Below are 16,594 nucleotides of genomic sequence, written 5' to 3' on the forward strand. Positions count from 1 at the left end.
CACCGGCCGTTCATCCGATCGGCATCAGGACTCCGCCGCCCCGGCCCGGCCGCCCGCGCCGAGGGGGCCCCGCGTCGTAGGAGCCGGCCGGAAGGCGCGGACCAGGCCGAGGCTCCGGGCCGATGTGTGGCGGTGGCCTCCGCCGTGCTCACCTTGTGCTGGAGTCCCATGAGCGGTTCGACGGGCCGCCCCCGGCCCTGAGGCTTCCGCATGAACAGGATGAGCCGAGCGCACGGGGCAGGGACGGGCACGCTGGACAAGAGGGGCACCGCCTGGTCCAGCGGTGGGCGGGCACCGTGAACGCCAGTTCGTCGTCCGCCCACCCGCGCTCAGGCCGCAGAGCGCGACCGGCCGCCGCTTCTCCTCGCTGCGGCGATCCCGGCACGTCCACATCCTGTCGTCCCGACGGGAGACAGACGCAGGTGAGGGCCGGCTTCGGATTTCTCCGAAACCGGCCCTCACTCGTTCCCCGGGCCACGTGGGCACCGGGGTGCCCGCACGGCTCGGGCGTGGGCACCCAGGGACCCGCGTACGAGGTCAGCGGGCGGAGGCCGTGACGCTGCGGCGGATCAGCTCGGCGAGTTCGTCGATCCGGTCGGCCAGGTAGAAGTGGCCGCCCTCGAAGACCCGCAGGCGGAAGGCGCCCGAGGTGTGCCGGCGCCACGCCTCGACCTCCTCGACAGGCGCCGACGGGTCCGCGTCGGCCGCGAGGGCCAGCACGGGACAGGACAGCGGCGTCCCCGTGGTCCCTCGGTAGGAGGCGAGGGCCTCGTAGTCGCCCCGCAGCCCGGGCAGGATCAGTTCCAGCAGATCGGGGTCGTCGAGGAAGGCGGGGTCGGTTCCGCCGAGCGCCCGCACTCTCCTGACCAGGGCCGCGTCGTCCCCGGTCCGGTCCCAGGCCGTCTCGGGCACGCTCGGAGCCCGCCGGGCGGACACGACGAGCAGGTCGGGACCGGCGCCGGCGGAGCGGGAGAGCCGCGCGCCCACCTCGTACGCCAGGGAGGCGCCCATACTGTGGCCGAGCAGCACCCGGGGGCGGTCGCCGGGCCCGTCCAGCACCCCGGCGACCAGATCCGCGGTCCGGTGCAGGTCGGTCACGGCCGGCTCCCCGAAGCGGTCCTGGCGGCCCGGGTACTGGACGGACAGGACATCCGCGTCACCGGCGAGCGCCTCGGCGAGCCCCCACCAGTACGAGGCCGAGCCGCCTGCGTGCGGAAAGCAGATCAGCTCGAACGGTGCGTCGGCCGCAGCAGCTCTCCGTGCCTCGTTGCCGAATGCCCGTATCCAGAGATCTCGTTCAGTACGCGCCACTTCAGGAACACCCCTGACGGTTCATCATGCTTCGATGCCTCATATGCCGACCTGGAAGAGAGAACGACAGCCTCTCGCATCACTGCCGAAGGGACACGCGATTCCGCGCAACCGAGGAGCGGCGCCCGACCGGGCCCTTGTCCGGGACCGACCAGCAGTACGGCCGGAACCTTCCCCCGGAGGCTCTGCCCATGCGCCGTCCTACGCATGGGTACGGCCGCGACCGGCTGCCGGCTGCTGACGGCCGGGTCGCCCTCGGTCCGGAGGATCGCCATGCGTTCCCCGTGGCGCCGACGACCGCGAGCCCGGGGAACGCATGGCCGGCCCGCTGCCCGGTATATCCCTCGTCGGTTTGTCCGTCTGCGCCTCTGTGCTCCCGGATCGTCCCCGGACCGGGCGGCAAACGGGTGCCCGGGCCACCGAAACGGACCCCGGGCGGGCGTCAACGGGTGGGGCTGATGTGACATCCTGTTGACTCGGTTTGATCAGTGTCGGCGCACGCTCAGGTCGCTCGGCACCCAAGGATTCGTACGGACCCAAGAGTTCAGGTGGAGATGCGGCCCGGACAGCGGCAAGAGGGCGGGCAGAAAGCTTCGTTCACCGTGCCGGACGCCGTCGTCCCCGTCGCTGACGAGTCATCACCCACGGACGGGTCCACCGAACCTCCCGTGATACCCGAGGCCGTGAGGGCTGCCGCGCGTGAGGCGCCGGGGCACTGGATCGGCGTGGTGGATCCCGAGTGGACCGACGAGCGGACGCCGCCGGAGTGGGCGGTGCTCGGGGAGTGGCGGACGGACGACGAGGGCGGCGTGGGGGAGTACCGCGCCAACCCCGTGTACCGGCCCTCGGCGCGCGTGCTCGACTGGCCCGAGCCCACCGACCCGGTGGACGCCGCGGCCCAGCGGGCCGCCACCGGCTACGGCTCGGTGGACGCCGCCGTCGAGGCGCTCGCGGCCGCCGACGTCAGCGTGGTGCGCGGACCGGACGGCGGGCCGCTCCTGGCCGCAGGGCTGGACGGGGCGCCCGTGGCCTTGTTGTTCACCTCCCCGGCACACGAGTTCATGTCCGCGGCACTTCACCATGACAGGCTTCCGGCAGCGGACCTGGCCCGTTCGCTCAGCGGTCCCGGCGCGCTGCTGATGGTCAATCCCGCTGCGGCGGCACCGCTGCTCGTCCCGGCGGACAGCCTGTCCGGCCCCGGACACGAGGCGGACGACGGGAACGCTCCCGCCGAGGGCCCGCCCGTACACCTCTCCGGCACGGTGCCCCGTGCCGGTGCTCCGGTCGTGGACCTGTCCGCGGACCGGGCCCACAGCCCATCCGAACCCTGGCCCCACACCACAGGGAGAACCTCGTGACGCGTTCGGCTCAGCAACCCTCCGCCTCCGCACGGGCTCGCGCGGAGTCCGCTTCCGAGAGCGAGGAGACGGCCGCTGCCCCCCTCGGTGAGCCCACGCCCGAGGCGAGGCCCGGTACGTCCGGTGCCCACGCCCGAGGCGAAGGCCGCCACCTCCGACCCCGAGCCGGAGGCCACGCCGGCGCCGGCGAAGGCCGGGGCGGGCCCAGCCGCGCCCGCCGGCACGGCGGAGGTGGAGCCCGAGCCGGGTGAACCGACCGGCGAGGCCGGGAAGAGGGCCGGCGCGGACGGCACGGCGGCGGATCCCGGAGCAGGTGCGGCCGCCGGGCCCGACGCATCTTCCGGCGCCACGTCCGGGCCCGGCACCTCCTCCGGTGCCCGGCCCGACGCCGACCCCGACTCCGGTGCCACCGCCGCCGCCGAGAGCCGGCTGCCCGCCCTCGTACGGACCATGACCGCGACCGCGATCGGCCGTCCGCAGCAGTCCGGGCCGGTCGGACGGCCGGGCAAGGCCGTGCTGGCGGGCGCCGCGATAGCAGGGGCCCTGCTCGTGTCCGTCCCGTTCCTGGTCCTCGCGACGGACGACGACAAGGACCCCGACCGGCCGGCGACGGCGGCCGGAACCGTGCTCACCGGCAGCGAGCAGGAGGCGCCCGGCGAGTTCGCCGTGACCCCGACCGAGCCCGGCACCCCCGGCGACGGCACGAAGGGGAAGGGCCCCGAGGCGTCCGAGAAACCCGCCAGGCCGGTGGAGCAGGCGCCCGAGGATCCTACGGCGGACCCCGACAAGGCCGCGGGAGCGGAGAAGAAGGACGACGCCGAGAAGCCCGCCGCGCCGAAGAAGCAGAGCAGCGGCGGTCAGAAGTCCGGCAGCACCAGGAACAAGCCGGCGGCCGCCCCGGCGGTCACCCTCAGCGCACCCGTCTCCTTCCGCAGCCATCTCTCGGGCCGTTGCATCGACGTACCGGGGCACGACTTCAGTGACGGCAAGGCCCTGCACATGTGGGACTGCAACAACGCCGCCGCACAGAAGTGGCAGTTCGCCTCCGACGGCACCATCCGCATCCAGGGCCTGTGCCTCGACGTGGCCAATGCGAACTTCAGTGACGGCACCGTCATCCAGATCGCCCGGTGCAGCGACAACCCCGCCCAGAAGTTCGCCCTGAACGGCGCCCACGACCTGGTCAACACCGTCGTCGGCATGTGCGTCGACATCGCGGGGGCCAACCCGGACAACAGGGCCGCTCTGCAGCTGTTGAAGTGCTCCGGCAATCCCGCCCAGAAGTGGAGCACCTGACCGCAGCGCCTCGACGCCGGGAGCACCGCTCCCGGAACCCGCACGACCCGGGGGCGAGGCATGATGGCACCGTCGGCCCCCGACACGCGTCCCCGGCGAAGAGGGGGACGTCCGCTCATGACGTTGCCGTAGCAAGGAGGTTGGTGCGTGTCGCGCCAGGTACTGTCGGTCGGCCCTGACAGCCGGGACCGCTACCGGACGATCGGTGAGGCACTCGCCGCCGCCCGTACCGGTGCGCTCATCAGCGTCCGGCCAGGGACGTACGCGGAGAACCTCGTGATCCACACGAGGGTCACCCTCACCGCCGCCGAGGGGCGGGGCACCGTGGAGATCAGGCCGCGCTCGGGCAGCGTCATCGCCCTGCGCGCCGACGCCGTGATGCTCTCCGAGCTCACCCTGCGCGGCGGCGACGCCGAGCTGCCGGCCGTGGACGTGCGGCGTGGCCAGGCCGCGCTCGACGGCTGCGAGGTCGTCGGCGCGGCCTGGACCGCGATGCTGGCCGGAGGCACGGGCTCCCTCGCGCTGCGCGACTGCCGGGTGAGCAACCCGCAGGGCGCCGGCATCGTGGTCACCTCGAACACGCCCACCACCGTGGAGTCCTGCACGTTCGAACACCTGGGGACCAGCGGGCTGGTCCTCGCCGAACAGGGCGAGGCGCGGGTACGCGACTGCACGGTGCGCGGCGCCCGCGGGAACGGGCTGCTCGCCAACGGCGAGTCGCGGGGCAGCGTCGAGGACTGCGACATCTCCTCCACCGACAAGCCCTCCCTCGCCCTGGAGGAGAACTCCGCCGTCACGGTGGTCCGCACCGTGGTGCACGACACCAGCACCGGGGTGCACCTGAGCAGCGCGGGCCGTACGACGCTCGAGGACGTCCGGGTCACCGGTGCCTCCGGGAACGGCATCGCGCTGGCCGCGGGCGCCGACCCCGTACTGCGCCGCTGCCGCGTCTCGCGCACCCGCGGCCACGGCTTGCTGGTCACCGACCGGGCGCGCGGCACCTTCGAGGACTGCTGGGTGGACGGCGCGCAGGGCGCGGCGGTGCGGGTCGCCGGAGCCGCCTCCCCGGCGCTGACCGGGCTGACGGTCCGTGACTGCGACGGGGCGGGGCTGCTCCTGGAGGAGGACTCCGCTGCGGAGCTGGACCGGCTGGAAGTGATCGGCGGCGCACCCGCGGTCGCGGTGCGCGGCGGCGCCAACCCCCTGCTGCGCCGGGCCCGTCTGGTGGAGCCCGCAGGGGAGGGCATCTCGGCCACCAAGGACGCCCGGGGCCGTGCCGAGGACTGCGAGATCGTACGGCCGAAGGGTGCGGGGGTGCGAGTGGCCTCCGGCAGCACCTTCTACCTGGCCGGCGGCGGGGTCTCCGACGCGGCGGCCGGCGGCCTCGTCGTGGACGACGGGGGCAACGTCACCGTCCGCGACTTCCGGATCGAGATATCGGGCGAGGAGGGGGTGGTGGTCGCCGCGGGAGGCGAGCTGACCGCCAACCGCACCGCGGTGCACGCCGCCCGGGGCCACGCCTTCCTGCTCCGCGAGGGTTCGCTCGCCTCGCTCAGCGGCTGCGAGGCCACCGGAGGGGCCCAGGACGGCTTCCGGGTGGAGTCCACCGCGCCCGTCTCGCTCGTCAACTGCCTCGCCCGCGAGAACGAGGGCGGCGGCCTGGTGCAGACCGCGCCCGGCGAGCGGCTCGCCGTGGAGGCGCTGAACAGCGTCGGCAACGGCAAGCGCGACGCCTGGGGCACGGGCAGCGCGGAGAACACCGACCCGGCGGGAGCCGGGGCCGCGGACGCGCCCCCGCCGGACCGCGCGGACGGCCCGCTCGGCGCCCTCAACGCGCTGATAGGCCTGGAGAACGTCAAGCAGCAGGTCCGTACCCTGGTCAACCTGACGCAGCTCGCCCAGCGCCGCGAGCAACTCGGCATGTCCGCACCGCCGATGAGCAGGCACCTGATCTTCGCCGGTCCGCCCGGCACCGGCAAGACCACCGTCGCCCGCCTCTACGGGGCCATCCTGGCCGAGCTGGGTTCGCTGCGCAGCGGCCACCTGGTGGAGGTCTCCCGCGCCGACCTCGTCGCTCAGGTCGTCGGCGGTACGGCGATCAAGACCAGCGAGATCTTCCAGCGGGCCCTCGGCGGAGTGCTGTTCATCGACGAGGCGTACACGCTCACCGCGGACAGCGGCAACGGCGGGGCGGACTTCGGCCGCGAGGCGGTGGACACCCTGCTGAAGCTGATGGAGGACCACCGCGACGACGTGGTGGTGGTCGCCGCCGGGTACTCCCGTCAGATGGACTCCTTCCTCGGCTCCAACCCGGGTCTGGCGTCGCGTTTCTCACGGACCGTCGAGTTCGAGAACTACTCGGTGCCCGATCTGGTCGCGATCATGGAGAGCATGTGCGCCCAGCACCAGTACGAGCTGGGGGAGGGCACGGAGGATGCGCTGGCCGCGCACTTCGGCGCGATGCCGAGGGACGAGGGGTTCGGCAACGGACGTGCCGCACGCGGGGTGTTCGAGGAGATGGTCGACCGGCAGGCGGTCAGGCTCTCCACGCAGGCACAGGTCGGTGAGCACGACCTGCGGCTGCTGCTGCCGGAGGACGTCTCCGTGGCCGCCGCGGCGAAGGCCGGGCCGTCCGCCGCACCCGACGACGACCCGCTGACCCGCCTCGGCGACATGATCGGCCTGGCCGAGGTGAAGCGGGACGTGGCGGACCTGGTCAACCTCATCACCACGGCCCGCCACCGCGCCGCGGCCGGACTGCCGGTCCCCTCGCTCAGCAACCACCTGGTCTTCACCGGCCCGCCCGGTACGGGCAAGACGACCGTGGCCCGTCTCTACGGAGAGGTCCTGACCCAGCTCGGCATCCTGGACCGGGGCCAGCTGGTCGAGGCGGCCCGCGCCGACCTGGTCGGCCGCTACATCGGCCACACGGCCCAGCTCACCCGCGAGGTCTTCGAACGGGCCCGGGGCGGTGTGCTGTTCATCGACGAGGCGTACACCCTGACCCCGCGCGGCGGCGGCGCCGACTTCGGACAGGAAGCGGTGGACACCCTGCTGAAACTGATGGAGGACCACCGCGACGAAGTCGTGGTCATCGTCGCCGGCTACACCGACGAGATGGAGCGCTTCCTCGCCTCCAACCCCGGTCTGGCCTCCCGCTTCCCCCGCCGGATCGCCTTCGCCGACTACTCCTCCGAGGAACTGGTCACCATCGTGCGGGCCCAGGCCTCGCACATGGGGTACGAGTGCGGGCCCGGCACCGGGCCGCTGCTCAAGGAGTACTTCGACGGATTGCCCCGGGACCGTTCGTTCGGCAACGCCCGGCTGGCCCGCCAGGTCGTCGAGTCGATGGTCACCCGCCAGGCGGGACGGCTCAGCTCGCTGGCCGCGCCCACCCTGGACGACCTGCGCATCCTCCGCCCCGAGGACGTCACGGCCGCACCGAAGCCGGCGTCCCGATGAGGCCGCCCGCCCGCGGGGCCGCTCGTCTGCTGTCCGGCGCCGGCCTCGCCGCAGCCCTGCTGCTGCCCACGGCGCTGCCGGCCCAGGCGGCGCCCCCGTCGCGCGTACCGACGGCCGACGGGGAGAAGGGCCAGGAACTGCCCGGCATGCCCTCCGCCCTCGATCCGCAGGCACAGCAGGAGGCCTGCACCCCGGCCTCCCGGGAGAAGGCGAAGAAGCAGGACTGGTCGCGCCAGCGCCTCGACCTGGACCGGCTGCACGGACACAGCACCGGTGAGGGCACGACCGTCGCCCTGATAGACACCGGCGCCGCCCCCGACGCAGCAGGGCTCAAGGGCCGGGTCTCGGCCGAGGGGGCGGCCGGTGACGACTGCGTCGGCCACGGTACGTTCCTGGCCGGGCTGATCGCCGGGAACGGCGGCGGTGCCCCCCGGCTGGCCGGAGTCGCCCCGAACGCGAAGGTCCTGGCGCTGCGCGGCACCGACCGGAGTGGTCGGGCGAGCGCCGCCCTGGTGACGCAGGCGCTGAAGGAGGCGACCGCCGCACACGCCGACGTGATCGCCGTCGCGGTGGCCCTGCCCCGCCGGGACGCGGCGCTGACACGCGCGGTGGCCGAGGCGCTCGGAGCGGGGGCGGTGGTGGTGGCCGCGGCGACCCCGGACCCGCCCCGCACCGGCACCGACGAGATCCCGTCCCGCACCTACTGGCCGGCGGGTGAACCCGGCGTCCTCTCGGTCGCCGACATGCTCCCCGCCGGCGTCCGCCCGGACGGCGCCCTGCCCACCGACGGCATCGACCTCGTCGCACCCGGCGCCGGAGTGGTCTCCGGCGGCCCGCGCGGCGACGGCCACTATCTCGGGGCGGGAGCGTCGGTGGCCGCCGCCTACGCCGCCGGCGCCGTCGCCGCGGTGCGCTCCGCCTATCCGGGCGAGGAGCCCGGCGACGTCGTACGCCGTCTCACGGCCACCGCCTACCCGGCCGAGATCCCCCAGCTCGACCCCTACGCCGCCGTGACCACGGTGCTCGGTGCCCCGGCGGCGCCCCCGGGTGACGGGCGGGCCGCAGATCCCGTGACCGTCCGCGACACAGCGGACGCCGACCGCGCGACCGGCCGTGCCACCCTCCTCGTCCTCCTCGGCTCCGCCGCCGTCCTCTCCGTCCTCTGGGCGGGCTTCGCCGTCACCCGGGCCCGCGCCCGGGGCTGGCGTCCGGCAGGAGCCGGCGGGACGGGTACGGAATGAGCTGAGCCGGGCACACACACGACACCCTCCCGGGGAGCTCCCCGGGAGGGTGTCGTCGTCGCGTCCGCGCTCTCGCCGGCTCTAGCGGCCCCCGTTCTCCTCGACCAGGGCCGTCTGCATCAGGCGAGGCTTGCGGCGGGCGATGTGCAGGGCCCGGCCGGGCGGGAGGTTGAGGGGCTTCGCGTCCCCGAAGAGACGGCCTTCCGTCGGCGGGCAGGACAGCAGGACGGCCGGGTTGTTGGCCTCGTCGAGGCGGCGGACGAGCCCGTCGCTGAGTCCGCGGCCTGCTCCCATCGCGCTCCGCGCCACGACCAGGTGCAGGCCCATCTCGAAACCGAGGGTCAGACTCTCGAAGAGCGGTTCGAAGGGGCTCTGGAAGGAGTTTCCGGAGACCATGTCGTAGTCGTCGACCAGGATGAACAGGCGGGGGCCGGTCCACCAGTCGCACTGCCGCATACGGGCGGGTGCGATGTCCGCCCCGGGCACCCGGGTCTTCAGGGCGCGTGCCGCACCGTCGATGGTCTCCTTGAGGTTGTCCAGGGAGATCACGTGCCCGATGCGGTACTCCTCCGGGACGGCGTCCACCAGGGTGCGGCGGTAGTCCACCGCGATGATCTTCGCCTCGTTCGGGGCGTAGCGGTCGGTGATGCCCCGGGTGACGAGCCGCAGCAGGTTGGTCTTGCCGCTCTCGGTGTCGCCGACCGTGATCAGGTGCGGCGTACGGCTGAAGTCGTGCCAGACCGGCTCCAGGGACTCCTGGTCGATGCCGAGCGCGAGGCGCATGCCGCCGCCCTCGGTCGCCTCCGGCGCGGGGAGTTCGGAGAGCGGGAGACGGTGCGGCAGCATCCGGACCTGGGGGGCCGGTGCGCCGGTCCAGTGCCGGGCGACCTCCGCCACCAGGTGGGAGACCCCCTCGCCGAGGTCGTCGAGGGAACCGCTGCCGTCCAGGCGGGGCAGACCGGCGAGGAAGTGCATCTTGCTGTCCGCGGTGATGCCGCGGCCACCGCTGCGCGGCACGGAGCGGGCCTTGCGGGTGTCGATCTCGGAGTCCATCGGGTCACCCATCCGCAGTTCCAGACGGGTGGCCGCCTGGTCGCGGACCTGGGCGGACAGCTCCACCCAGCGGGTGGTCGTGATGAGCAGGTGGATGCCGTAGTTGAGTCCGCGGGCCGCGAGTTCGTTGAACTTCGGGATCAGGTCGTCGTAGTCCTGACGGACCGTCGACCAGCCGTCGACGACCATGAACACGTCGCCGAAGGGCTCGTCGGGGAACTCCCCGGCGGCCCGGCGGCGGCGGTAGGAGTTCATGGAGTCGATGGTGTGGTCCACGAAGAACTGCTCGCGCCGGGCGAGCAGCGTCATCACCTCGGCGACGGCCCGGTGCACCCGCTCCGGGTTGAGCCGCGCCGCGACGCCCCCGACGTGCGGGAGGGCCGCGAGCTGGGAGAGCCCGCCGCCGCCGAAGTCCAGGCAGTAGAACTGGATCTCGGCAGGGGTGTGGGTCAGTGCCAGGGAGGTGATCAGCGTGCGGGTGAGGGTGGACTTGCCGCTCTGCGAGCCTCCCGCGACGGCGACGTGTCCGCCGGCGCCGGAGAGGTCCACGACCAGCGGGTCGCGGCGCTGTTCGAACGGCTTGTCGACGAGGCCGACCGGAACCCGCAGCCCGCCGGTGCCCGACCAGCCCGTGGCGCTGAGGCCGCGCTCCGGATCGGGGGCGATGCCCGGCAGCAGGGCGTCCAGCGGCGAGGGCTCCCTCAGCGGCGGCAGCCACACCTGGTGGGCGGCGGGACCGGAACCGCGCAGCCGGTCGAGCGCCACGTCGAGGAGAGCCTCCTCGTCGCCGCTCTCCTCGGTCTCCGGCTCCGGCGCGGCCGGGGGTTCCACGGTGCGGGGCACCACCCAGCCGCTGGTCCACGGCACCACCTGGCTGGCCACCCGGGCCTGCACCACCGCGCCCGTACGGCGCCGGTAGGTCCCGGACGAGTACGCGGCACGGAACCGGGTCAGCGCCTCCACGCCGGACTTCAGGTAGCCGCTGCCGGGCTGGGCCGGGAGCTCGTAGGCGTCGGGCACGCCGAGCACGCCGCGGCTCTCCATGGCGGAGAAGGTGCGCAGCCCGATGCGGTACGAGAGATGGCTCTCCAGCTGGTGCATGCGGCCCTCGTCCAGGCGCTGCGACGCGAGCAGCAGGTGCACCCCGAGGGAGCGGCCGAGCCGGCCGATCATCACGAAGAGGTCCATGAACTCGCGGTGGGCGGAGAGGAGTTCGCTGAACTCGTCGACCAACACGAACAGGCTGGGCAGCGGGTCCAGGTCCGCGCCTGCCGCACGCGCCCGCTCGTACTCAAGGGCGGAGGTGTGGTTGCCCGCGGAGCGCAACAGCTCCTGACGGCGGATGAGTTCACCGTGCAGGGCGTCCTGCATGCGCTCCACCAGGGCGACCTCGTTGGCGAGGTTGGTGATGACGGCGGAGGTGTGGGGGAGTTCCTCCAGGCCGAGGAAGGTGGCGCCGCCCTTGAAGTCGACGAGGATGAAGTTGAGCGTCTCGGAGGAGTTCGTCAGCGCCAGACCGAGGACGAGGGTGCGCAGCAGCTCGCTCTTGCCGGAACCGGTGGCGCCGATGAGCATCCCGTGCGGGCCCATGCCGCCCTGCGCGGACTCCTTGATGTCGAGCTCGACCGGACGGCCGTTCACACCGACGGCGATCGGTACCCGCAGCCGCGCGGAGCCGGTGTGGCGCTCGAAGAGGGTCCGCGGTTCGTGCCGGTGCAGGTCGGGGATGCCGAGCAGCGTGGTCAGCTCGACGTCGGAGTCCAGAGGCTGCGCGATGTCGGCCCCCAGGCTCATCCGCCGGGAGGTGAGCAGCCTGGCCAGGGACTCCGCGCCGAGCGGGCCGAGGCGGTCCGGCCGGCCCAGCGGGACGGACCGCTCCTTGCGGCTGCGGTCGGTGCGGACCAGGCTCACCCGGTCGGGGCCGGCGGTCAGCCGCAGCGTGTTGCGGCCGGGGCGCCAGCGCAGCGCCCCGGAGACGTCGAGGGCCAGCGCGTTGCGGTAGCCGTGCCCCTCCCAGCGGTGGCCCTCGGGGACGGTGACACCGTCCAGGACGACGACCGTGTAGGGCTCGTCGCGGCCCGGGCGTGCGTCCGGGTCGAAGTCGGGGCGTTCGGCGAACTCGGCGCCGAGCAGGTCGTCCAGTTCCGCGACATCCGCGGTGACCCGGCGCACCTGGCCGGCGCCGTCCTCCTCGTGCGGGTCCAGAACGTGCGGCAGCCACTTCACCCACTCCCAGTCCGGCCGCCGCTCGTCACTGACGCAGAAGGCGATCCACAGCTCCTCCGGAGCGTGGAACACCGCCAGCTGCCCGAGGACGGCGCGCACCAGCGCGCGTACGGCGTCGGCGCCGGGAGCCCCGCCGTTCCCCCGGGGCGAGGGCGTGCCCGGCTCGGTGGACTCCCCGTCCGGCGTCTCCTCGGGGCGTACCAGGATCCGGGCCGAGGAGCGCAGATAGAGGCCGAGGGGCTGCTCGGGGATCGTGGAGTACGCCCGGATGAACCGGCGCAGGGCGTGCGCGCAGAGGGGTTCGAGGTCCTCCACCGGGCGGGTGGACACGGGTTCCAGCGTGAGGGCGAGCTGCTGCTCGCCGACGGCGAGACGGACCTCGCCGAAGTCCTCGTCGGCCGGGCGGCGTTCCCAGAGCCGGGAGGTGCGGGCCAGCGAGCGCAGCGAATGGGGCTCCGGGTGGCGCCAGGCGAGAGCCCGCTGCTGCTCCGCGATCGTGGTCCTGACCCGCTTGCGGGTCTGGGCCAGATAGCGGAGGTAGTCGCGGCGTTCGCCCTTCAGGCGCTGCTTGCGCTCGCTGGAGCGGCGCATCAGCTGCCCCAGCAGCATGGCGCCGGCGGAGAGCGCCATCACGCCCATGGCGAGGTACATGAAGACGCCGTTGCCGCCGCCGGGGCGCAGGAACATCAGCATCATGGACACCGACATCAGCGCCATCGGCAGATAGGTCCATATTGCCGAGGTGTCCGGGACGGTCTCGGCGAGGACCGGAGGCTCCTGGAGAGTCAATTGCCCTTCGGGCATCTCCGGTCCGCGACGGCGGGCCGGACGGCGGAACAGCACCACACTCAAGGAACAGAACCTCCGGTTATACGGCATTCCGGCCCGTACCGAATACCGGTGCACCCGGTAGTGGGAAAGACCGCACCGCGCTGATTCTCCGGGTCCCGCGTGCCGCGGTGAACGCCGGGTGAATGTTTCGGGCGGACGGCAGGGGAGCGGCAACTCCCGTGCCGGTCAATTGCATACCGGTCAGGGGTGCCGGTCCACAATACGACCCGGTGGTCGTAGGCAGTAGTCTGCATTCACGGAACGCGAACTGTCCACGCGGGGGCGGTCGTCGTGATGCGCGCCGATGCAATTGGCCTGTCGGGCAACCGTTCCCGGCCGTACGGGTCTTCCGTAGTGTTCGCACCTCCCCTCTCCCGCGGAGGGGCCCCTCCTGTCAAAGTCCCCACGGAAGCCGAGAGTTCAGCTGATGACCGACAGCACGGTGGCCGAGTCGTGCCGCCTGACCGTACGTGCGCCGAGCGTCACCGTTGATCTGGCCGTGCCCGCCGACGTCCCGGTCGCCGACCTGCTGCCCACACTGCTGCGTTACGTCGGCCAGGAGGCCGAGGAGGCGGGCCTGGACCACGCCGGCTGGGTGCTCCAGCGGCTGGGTGACGCCCCGCTCGACGAGGAGACGACCCTGGCGGGCGCCGGGCTGTCCGACGGAGCCGTGCTCCACCTGCGCCCGCACACCGAGGCGCTGCCCGAGGCGCGGCTCGACGACCTGGTCGACGGGATAGCCGACACCGCGGGCAGGCGGCTGCACACCTGGCACCCCGGAGCCGCCCGCGGACTGCTGGTGGGCTCCGCCGTGGCGACCGTGGCCGCCGCCCTCGTGCTGGTTTTCTGGCCGGGAGTCAGCGGCTCGGCCCTCTCGCGTGCCGCCTGCGCGGCCGTCGCCGGGCTGCTGCTGCTGGCCGGCGCCGGCTCCGCCAGCCGGGCGGTCGGCGACCGCCTCTCCGCGACGGCCCTCGGCCTGATGGTCGCCCCGTGCCTGGCACTCGCCGGCTGGGTGCTGCCCGGCGGCGACGTGACCGGCCCGGACGCGACGCAGGTCGTGGGAGCACGCCTGCTCGCCGCGGGCGCGGCGGGAGCGGGCGGCGCGGTCATCGCGCTCGCCGCCACCGCGGTCGGCGCCCCCGCCCTGCTGGCCACCGCGGTCGTCTCTGCGGCCACCGCGATCGCCGGCGCCCTCATGGGATACACCGGGCTGGGCGGCCCGGCCGCGGTCGCCCTGGTGGCGACGGTGGTCGCGCTGGCCGCCGGGACGGTCGCACCGTTCGCCTTCAAACTGGCCGGGATGCGGATGCCCGCACTGCCTTCCACGGCCGGCGAGCTCCAGCAGGGCATCGACCCCTACTCCGGCGACGAGGTCGCCGAGCGCACCGAACTGGCCGGACGCTGGGTCGCCGCGCTCTTCGCCGCCACCGGCATCATCGCCGCGGCCGCCCTGACCGTCCTCGCCGAGCACCCGAACCTCCCCGAGGTGCTGACCGCCCTCGCGCTGAGCCTGCTCCTCCTCCTGCACGCCCGCGGCCTGGTCCACATCGGGCAGCGGCTGACCCTGGCGGTGCCCGGACTCTGGGGGCTGCTGCTCCTCGCGCGTGCCTGGGCGCTGGACAGCGGCAGCGACGGCCGTCTCGTGGTCTTCGCGGTGCTGCTCGCCGCGGCGGCCGGTCTCGTGACCGCCTCCTGGACCGTGCCCGGCCGCCGGGTGCTGCCCTATTGGGGCCGTGCGGCCGAGCTCGCCCACACCCTGCTGGCTGTGGCACTGCTGCCGCTCAGCCTGTGGGTGGCGGGCCTCTTCGGCTGGCTGCGCGGCCTGTTCGGCTGAGTACACCCGCATGCCGGGACAGGGTCAACGAGTTGGTGAGGAGAGGCAGTGCAGTCCAAGCGCGACCAGGTACAGGCGCACAGTTTCATGATGGGCAGGCTCAGTTCGGGCCTGCTGACGGCCGACCCGGACGCCGCGGAGAGCCCGCTGGGGCGTACCACCCGCGGGGTGGTCTTCGGGGTCCTGGTGACCGTGCTGATCGGTGCGGGGGCCACGGTCTTCGGCCTGCTGCGCCCGGGCGGGAACGACAGCTGGCGGGACGGTGAGCACCTGGTCGTCAACCGTGACACCGGCGCCCGGTACCTGTGGACCGGCACCGACGGCTTCCTGCACCCCGTGCGCAACTACGCCTCGGCGAAGCTGATCGGCGGCGCCGACCTCGAGACAGCCGACGTCGCCACCGCCTCGCTGCGGGACGTCCCCGTGGGTGCCCCGGCCGGCATACCCGGTGCGCCGGACGCCGTTCCCGGCCCCGGTGAGCTCGACGACGGCGCCTGGCACATGTGCGTCACCGGTCCTGGCGGGGCGCTGCCCAGCACCTCCGGTGCCGTCGCGGACGCCGGGGTGGACAAGCCGGGGGCCACCACCGTGGTCGCCGGGGCGCCCCTGGACTCCCAGGACGTCGGCAGCGACCGCGGGGTGCTCGTACGGGGACCCGGCGACGCCGAGTACCTGGTGTGGCGGGGCAGCCGGCTGCCGCTCGACCGCGAGTCCGACGCCCGCAACGCCCTGGGCTACGGCTCGGAGGAGCCGATGCCGGTCTCGGCGGCCTTCCTCGACGCCCTGGCCCCCGGTCCCGCCCTCAAGCCGCCCGCCGTTCCCGGGCGCGGCGAGGAGGGTCCGGTCCTCGGAGGCGAGGCCAGCCGGATCGGCCAGGTGTTCAACGTGCAGGTGCCCGGTGGCGGAAGCACCTACCACCTGCTGCAGAAGGACGGCCTGGTGCCGCTCACCCGGCTCGGCGCCGCACTCGTGCTGGGCGACCCGGCCACCCAGAAGGACGCCTACCAGGGGGAGTCACCCGAGGCCCGCGACGTCGGCGCGGACGCCCTGCGCGCGCACCGGGCGGGGGAGACGGCCACCGCCGGGTCCTCGGAGCTCCCGGACACCCCGCCGGTCCCCCAGCCCGCGCCGCGCGGCACCGCGCTCTGCGCGCAGGTGGACGGGGACAACGGCGGCACCCGGATCAGGTCGGTGCTGGTCCGGCTGACCCGGCTCGCACCGGTCGTGGTGTCGGAGGGCACCGCCCAGCCGCTGGACCCGGCCTGTGTCCGGACGGATGCCACGGTGGTACGGCCAGGACGCGGCGCCCTGGTCCGGGCGCTGAACGCGAGCGGCGCCGCGCACGCCGGCACGACCTACCTGGTGGCGGAGAACGGTGTGAAGTACCGCGTGCCGGCCAAGGACGCCCTGGCGGCGCTCGGTTACGCGGAGGGTGACATCGGCTCCGTGCCGGCCCCGCTGCTCGCCGCCCTCCCGACCGGTGCGGACCTCGACCCCGCCGCCGCCACGGGCGCGGCGGAACCCCGTGTCACGGCGCCGCGGTGCGGGACGGGAGCGCGCAAGGGGACGACCGAGGCGGGCAAGACGGACACACGGGATGCTTCCGGCACAGCCGACTCCGCGGTCCGATCCATTCGAAATCCCGTATAGGGCACCGAAGAGCAGGAAAGGCATCGGCAGGGCAACTCCGCGCGGCTCATGCTGATTTCCCGGCTGCCGGACACCGCGAGAAACCTCAAATGAAGCTCAGATATTCGGGCGGGGGTGCCCGCTCATTCCGGGGCGGGTACCCAGCGCAGCCTGAAACGGGCGGCCCTGATGACCGTTCCGCTCATTTTCCTGCCCGCTTTCCAGCCGTATCGCGCGGCACGGCACGGAGCCGTCATCCCGCACACAAGGCGCTCAGGAGCGGCTGGTTCATCCTGCGGAAACATTGGGACAACTCTGTTGCCATGCAAGGGATCTGAGGAACTGACCTATGC

At 73.6% G+C, this 16,594-nt stretch carries 8 protein-coding genes; 6 read left to right on the forward strand and 2 right to left on the reverse strand.

Annotation, left to right across the window (positions count from 1 at the left end):
- Window positions 1-537: 537 nt before the first annotated feature.
- Window positions 538-1,311 carry a thioesterase II family protein gene (locus ACFC51_RS34260; RefSeq protein ID WP_376532647.1) on the reverse strand — a complete coding sequence of 258 codons (774 nt, stop codon included), beginning with the start codon at window positions 1,309-1,311 and terminating at the stop codon, window positions 538-540.
- Window positions 1,312-1,865: 554 nt separating this feature from the next.
- Between ACFC51_RS34260 and ACFC51_RS34265 the strand changes: the two genes are divergently transcribed.
- The 4 genes from ACFC51_RS34265 (at window position 1,866) to ACFC51_RS34280 (ending at window position 8,668) form a co-directional block, all read left to right on the forward strand.
- Entirely contained in the window at window positions 1,866-2,669 is an 804-nt protein-coding gene (locus ACFC51_RS34265) for a type VII secretion system-associated protein (RefSeq protein ID WP_376532673.1), read from the forward strand.
- A 123-nt stretch (window positions 2,670-2,792) separates the two neighbouring features.
- A complete protein-coding gene (locus tag ACFC51_RS34270; RefSeq protein ID WP_376532649.1) occupies window positions 2,793-3,965 on the forward strand; it encodes a ricin-type beta-trefoil lectin domain protein in 1,173 nt (390 codons plus the stop codon).
- Between the two features lie 147 nt (window positions 3,966-4,112).
- A complete protein-coding gene (locus tag ACFC51_RS34275; protein WP_376532651.1) occupies window positions 4,113-7,427 on the forward strand; it encodes a right-handed parallel beta-helix repeat-containing protein in 3,315 nt (1,104 codons plus the stop codon).
- Window positions 7,424-8,668, forward strand: a complete 1,245-nt coding sequence (locus ACFC51_RS34280) for a S8 family serine peptidase (RefSeq protein ID WP_376532653.1) — start codon at window positions 7,424-7,426, stop codon at window positions 8,666-8,668. Before ACFC51_RS34275 ends, ACFC51_RS34280 begins: the two co-directional genes overlap by 4 nt.
- Before the next feature lie 81 nt (window positions 8,669-8,749).
- Here the strand turns inward: ACFC51_RS34280 and eccCa are convergent, their stop codons facing one another.
- Window positions 8,750-12,799 (reverse strand): type VII secretion protein EccCa, encoded by a 4,050-nt coding sequence (eccCa, locus tag ACFC51_RS34285; RefSeq protein WP_376532655.1) that lies wholly within the window; start codon window positions 12,797-12,799, stop codon window positions 8,750-8,752.
- Between the two features lie 406 nt (window positions 12,800-13,205).
- On the opposite strand from eccCa, the gene eccD reads away from it, so the two are divergent.
- Together eccD and eccB are read left to right on the forward strand one after the other, a co-directional pair.
- Window positions 13,206-14,612 (forward strand): type VII secretion integral membrane protein EccD, encoded by a 1,407-nt coding sequence (gene eccD, locus ACFC51_RS34290; protein ID WP_376370640.1) that lies wholly within the window; start codon window positions 13,206-13,208, stop codon window positions 14,610-14,612.
- A 48-nt stretch (window positions 14,613-14,660) separates the two neighbouring features.
- Window positions 14,661-16,262, forward strand: coding sequence for a type VII secretion protein EccB (eccB, locus tag ACFC51_RS34295; protein ID WP_376532657.1), 1,602 nt, complete (start codon window positions 14,661-14,663; stop codon window positions 16,260-16,262).
- Window positions 16,263-16,594 lie beyond the last annotated feature (332 nt).

Origin of the sequence: Streptomyces sp. NPDC055962, from assembly GCF_042270185.1 — a bacterium.
GTDB lineage: Bacteria > Actinomycetota > Actinomycetes > Streptomycetales > Streptomycetaceae > Streptomyces.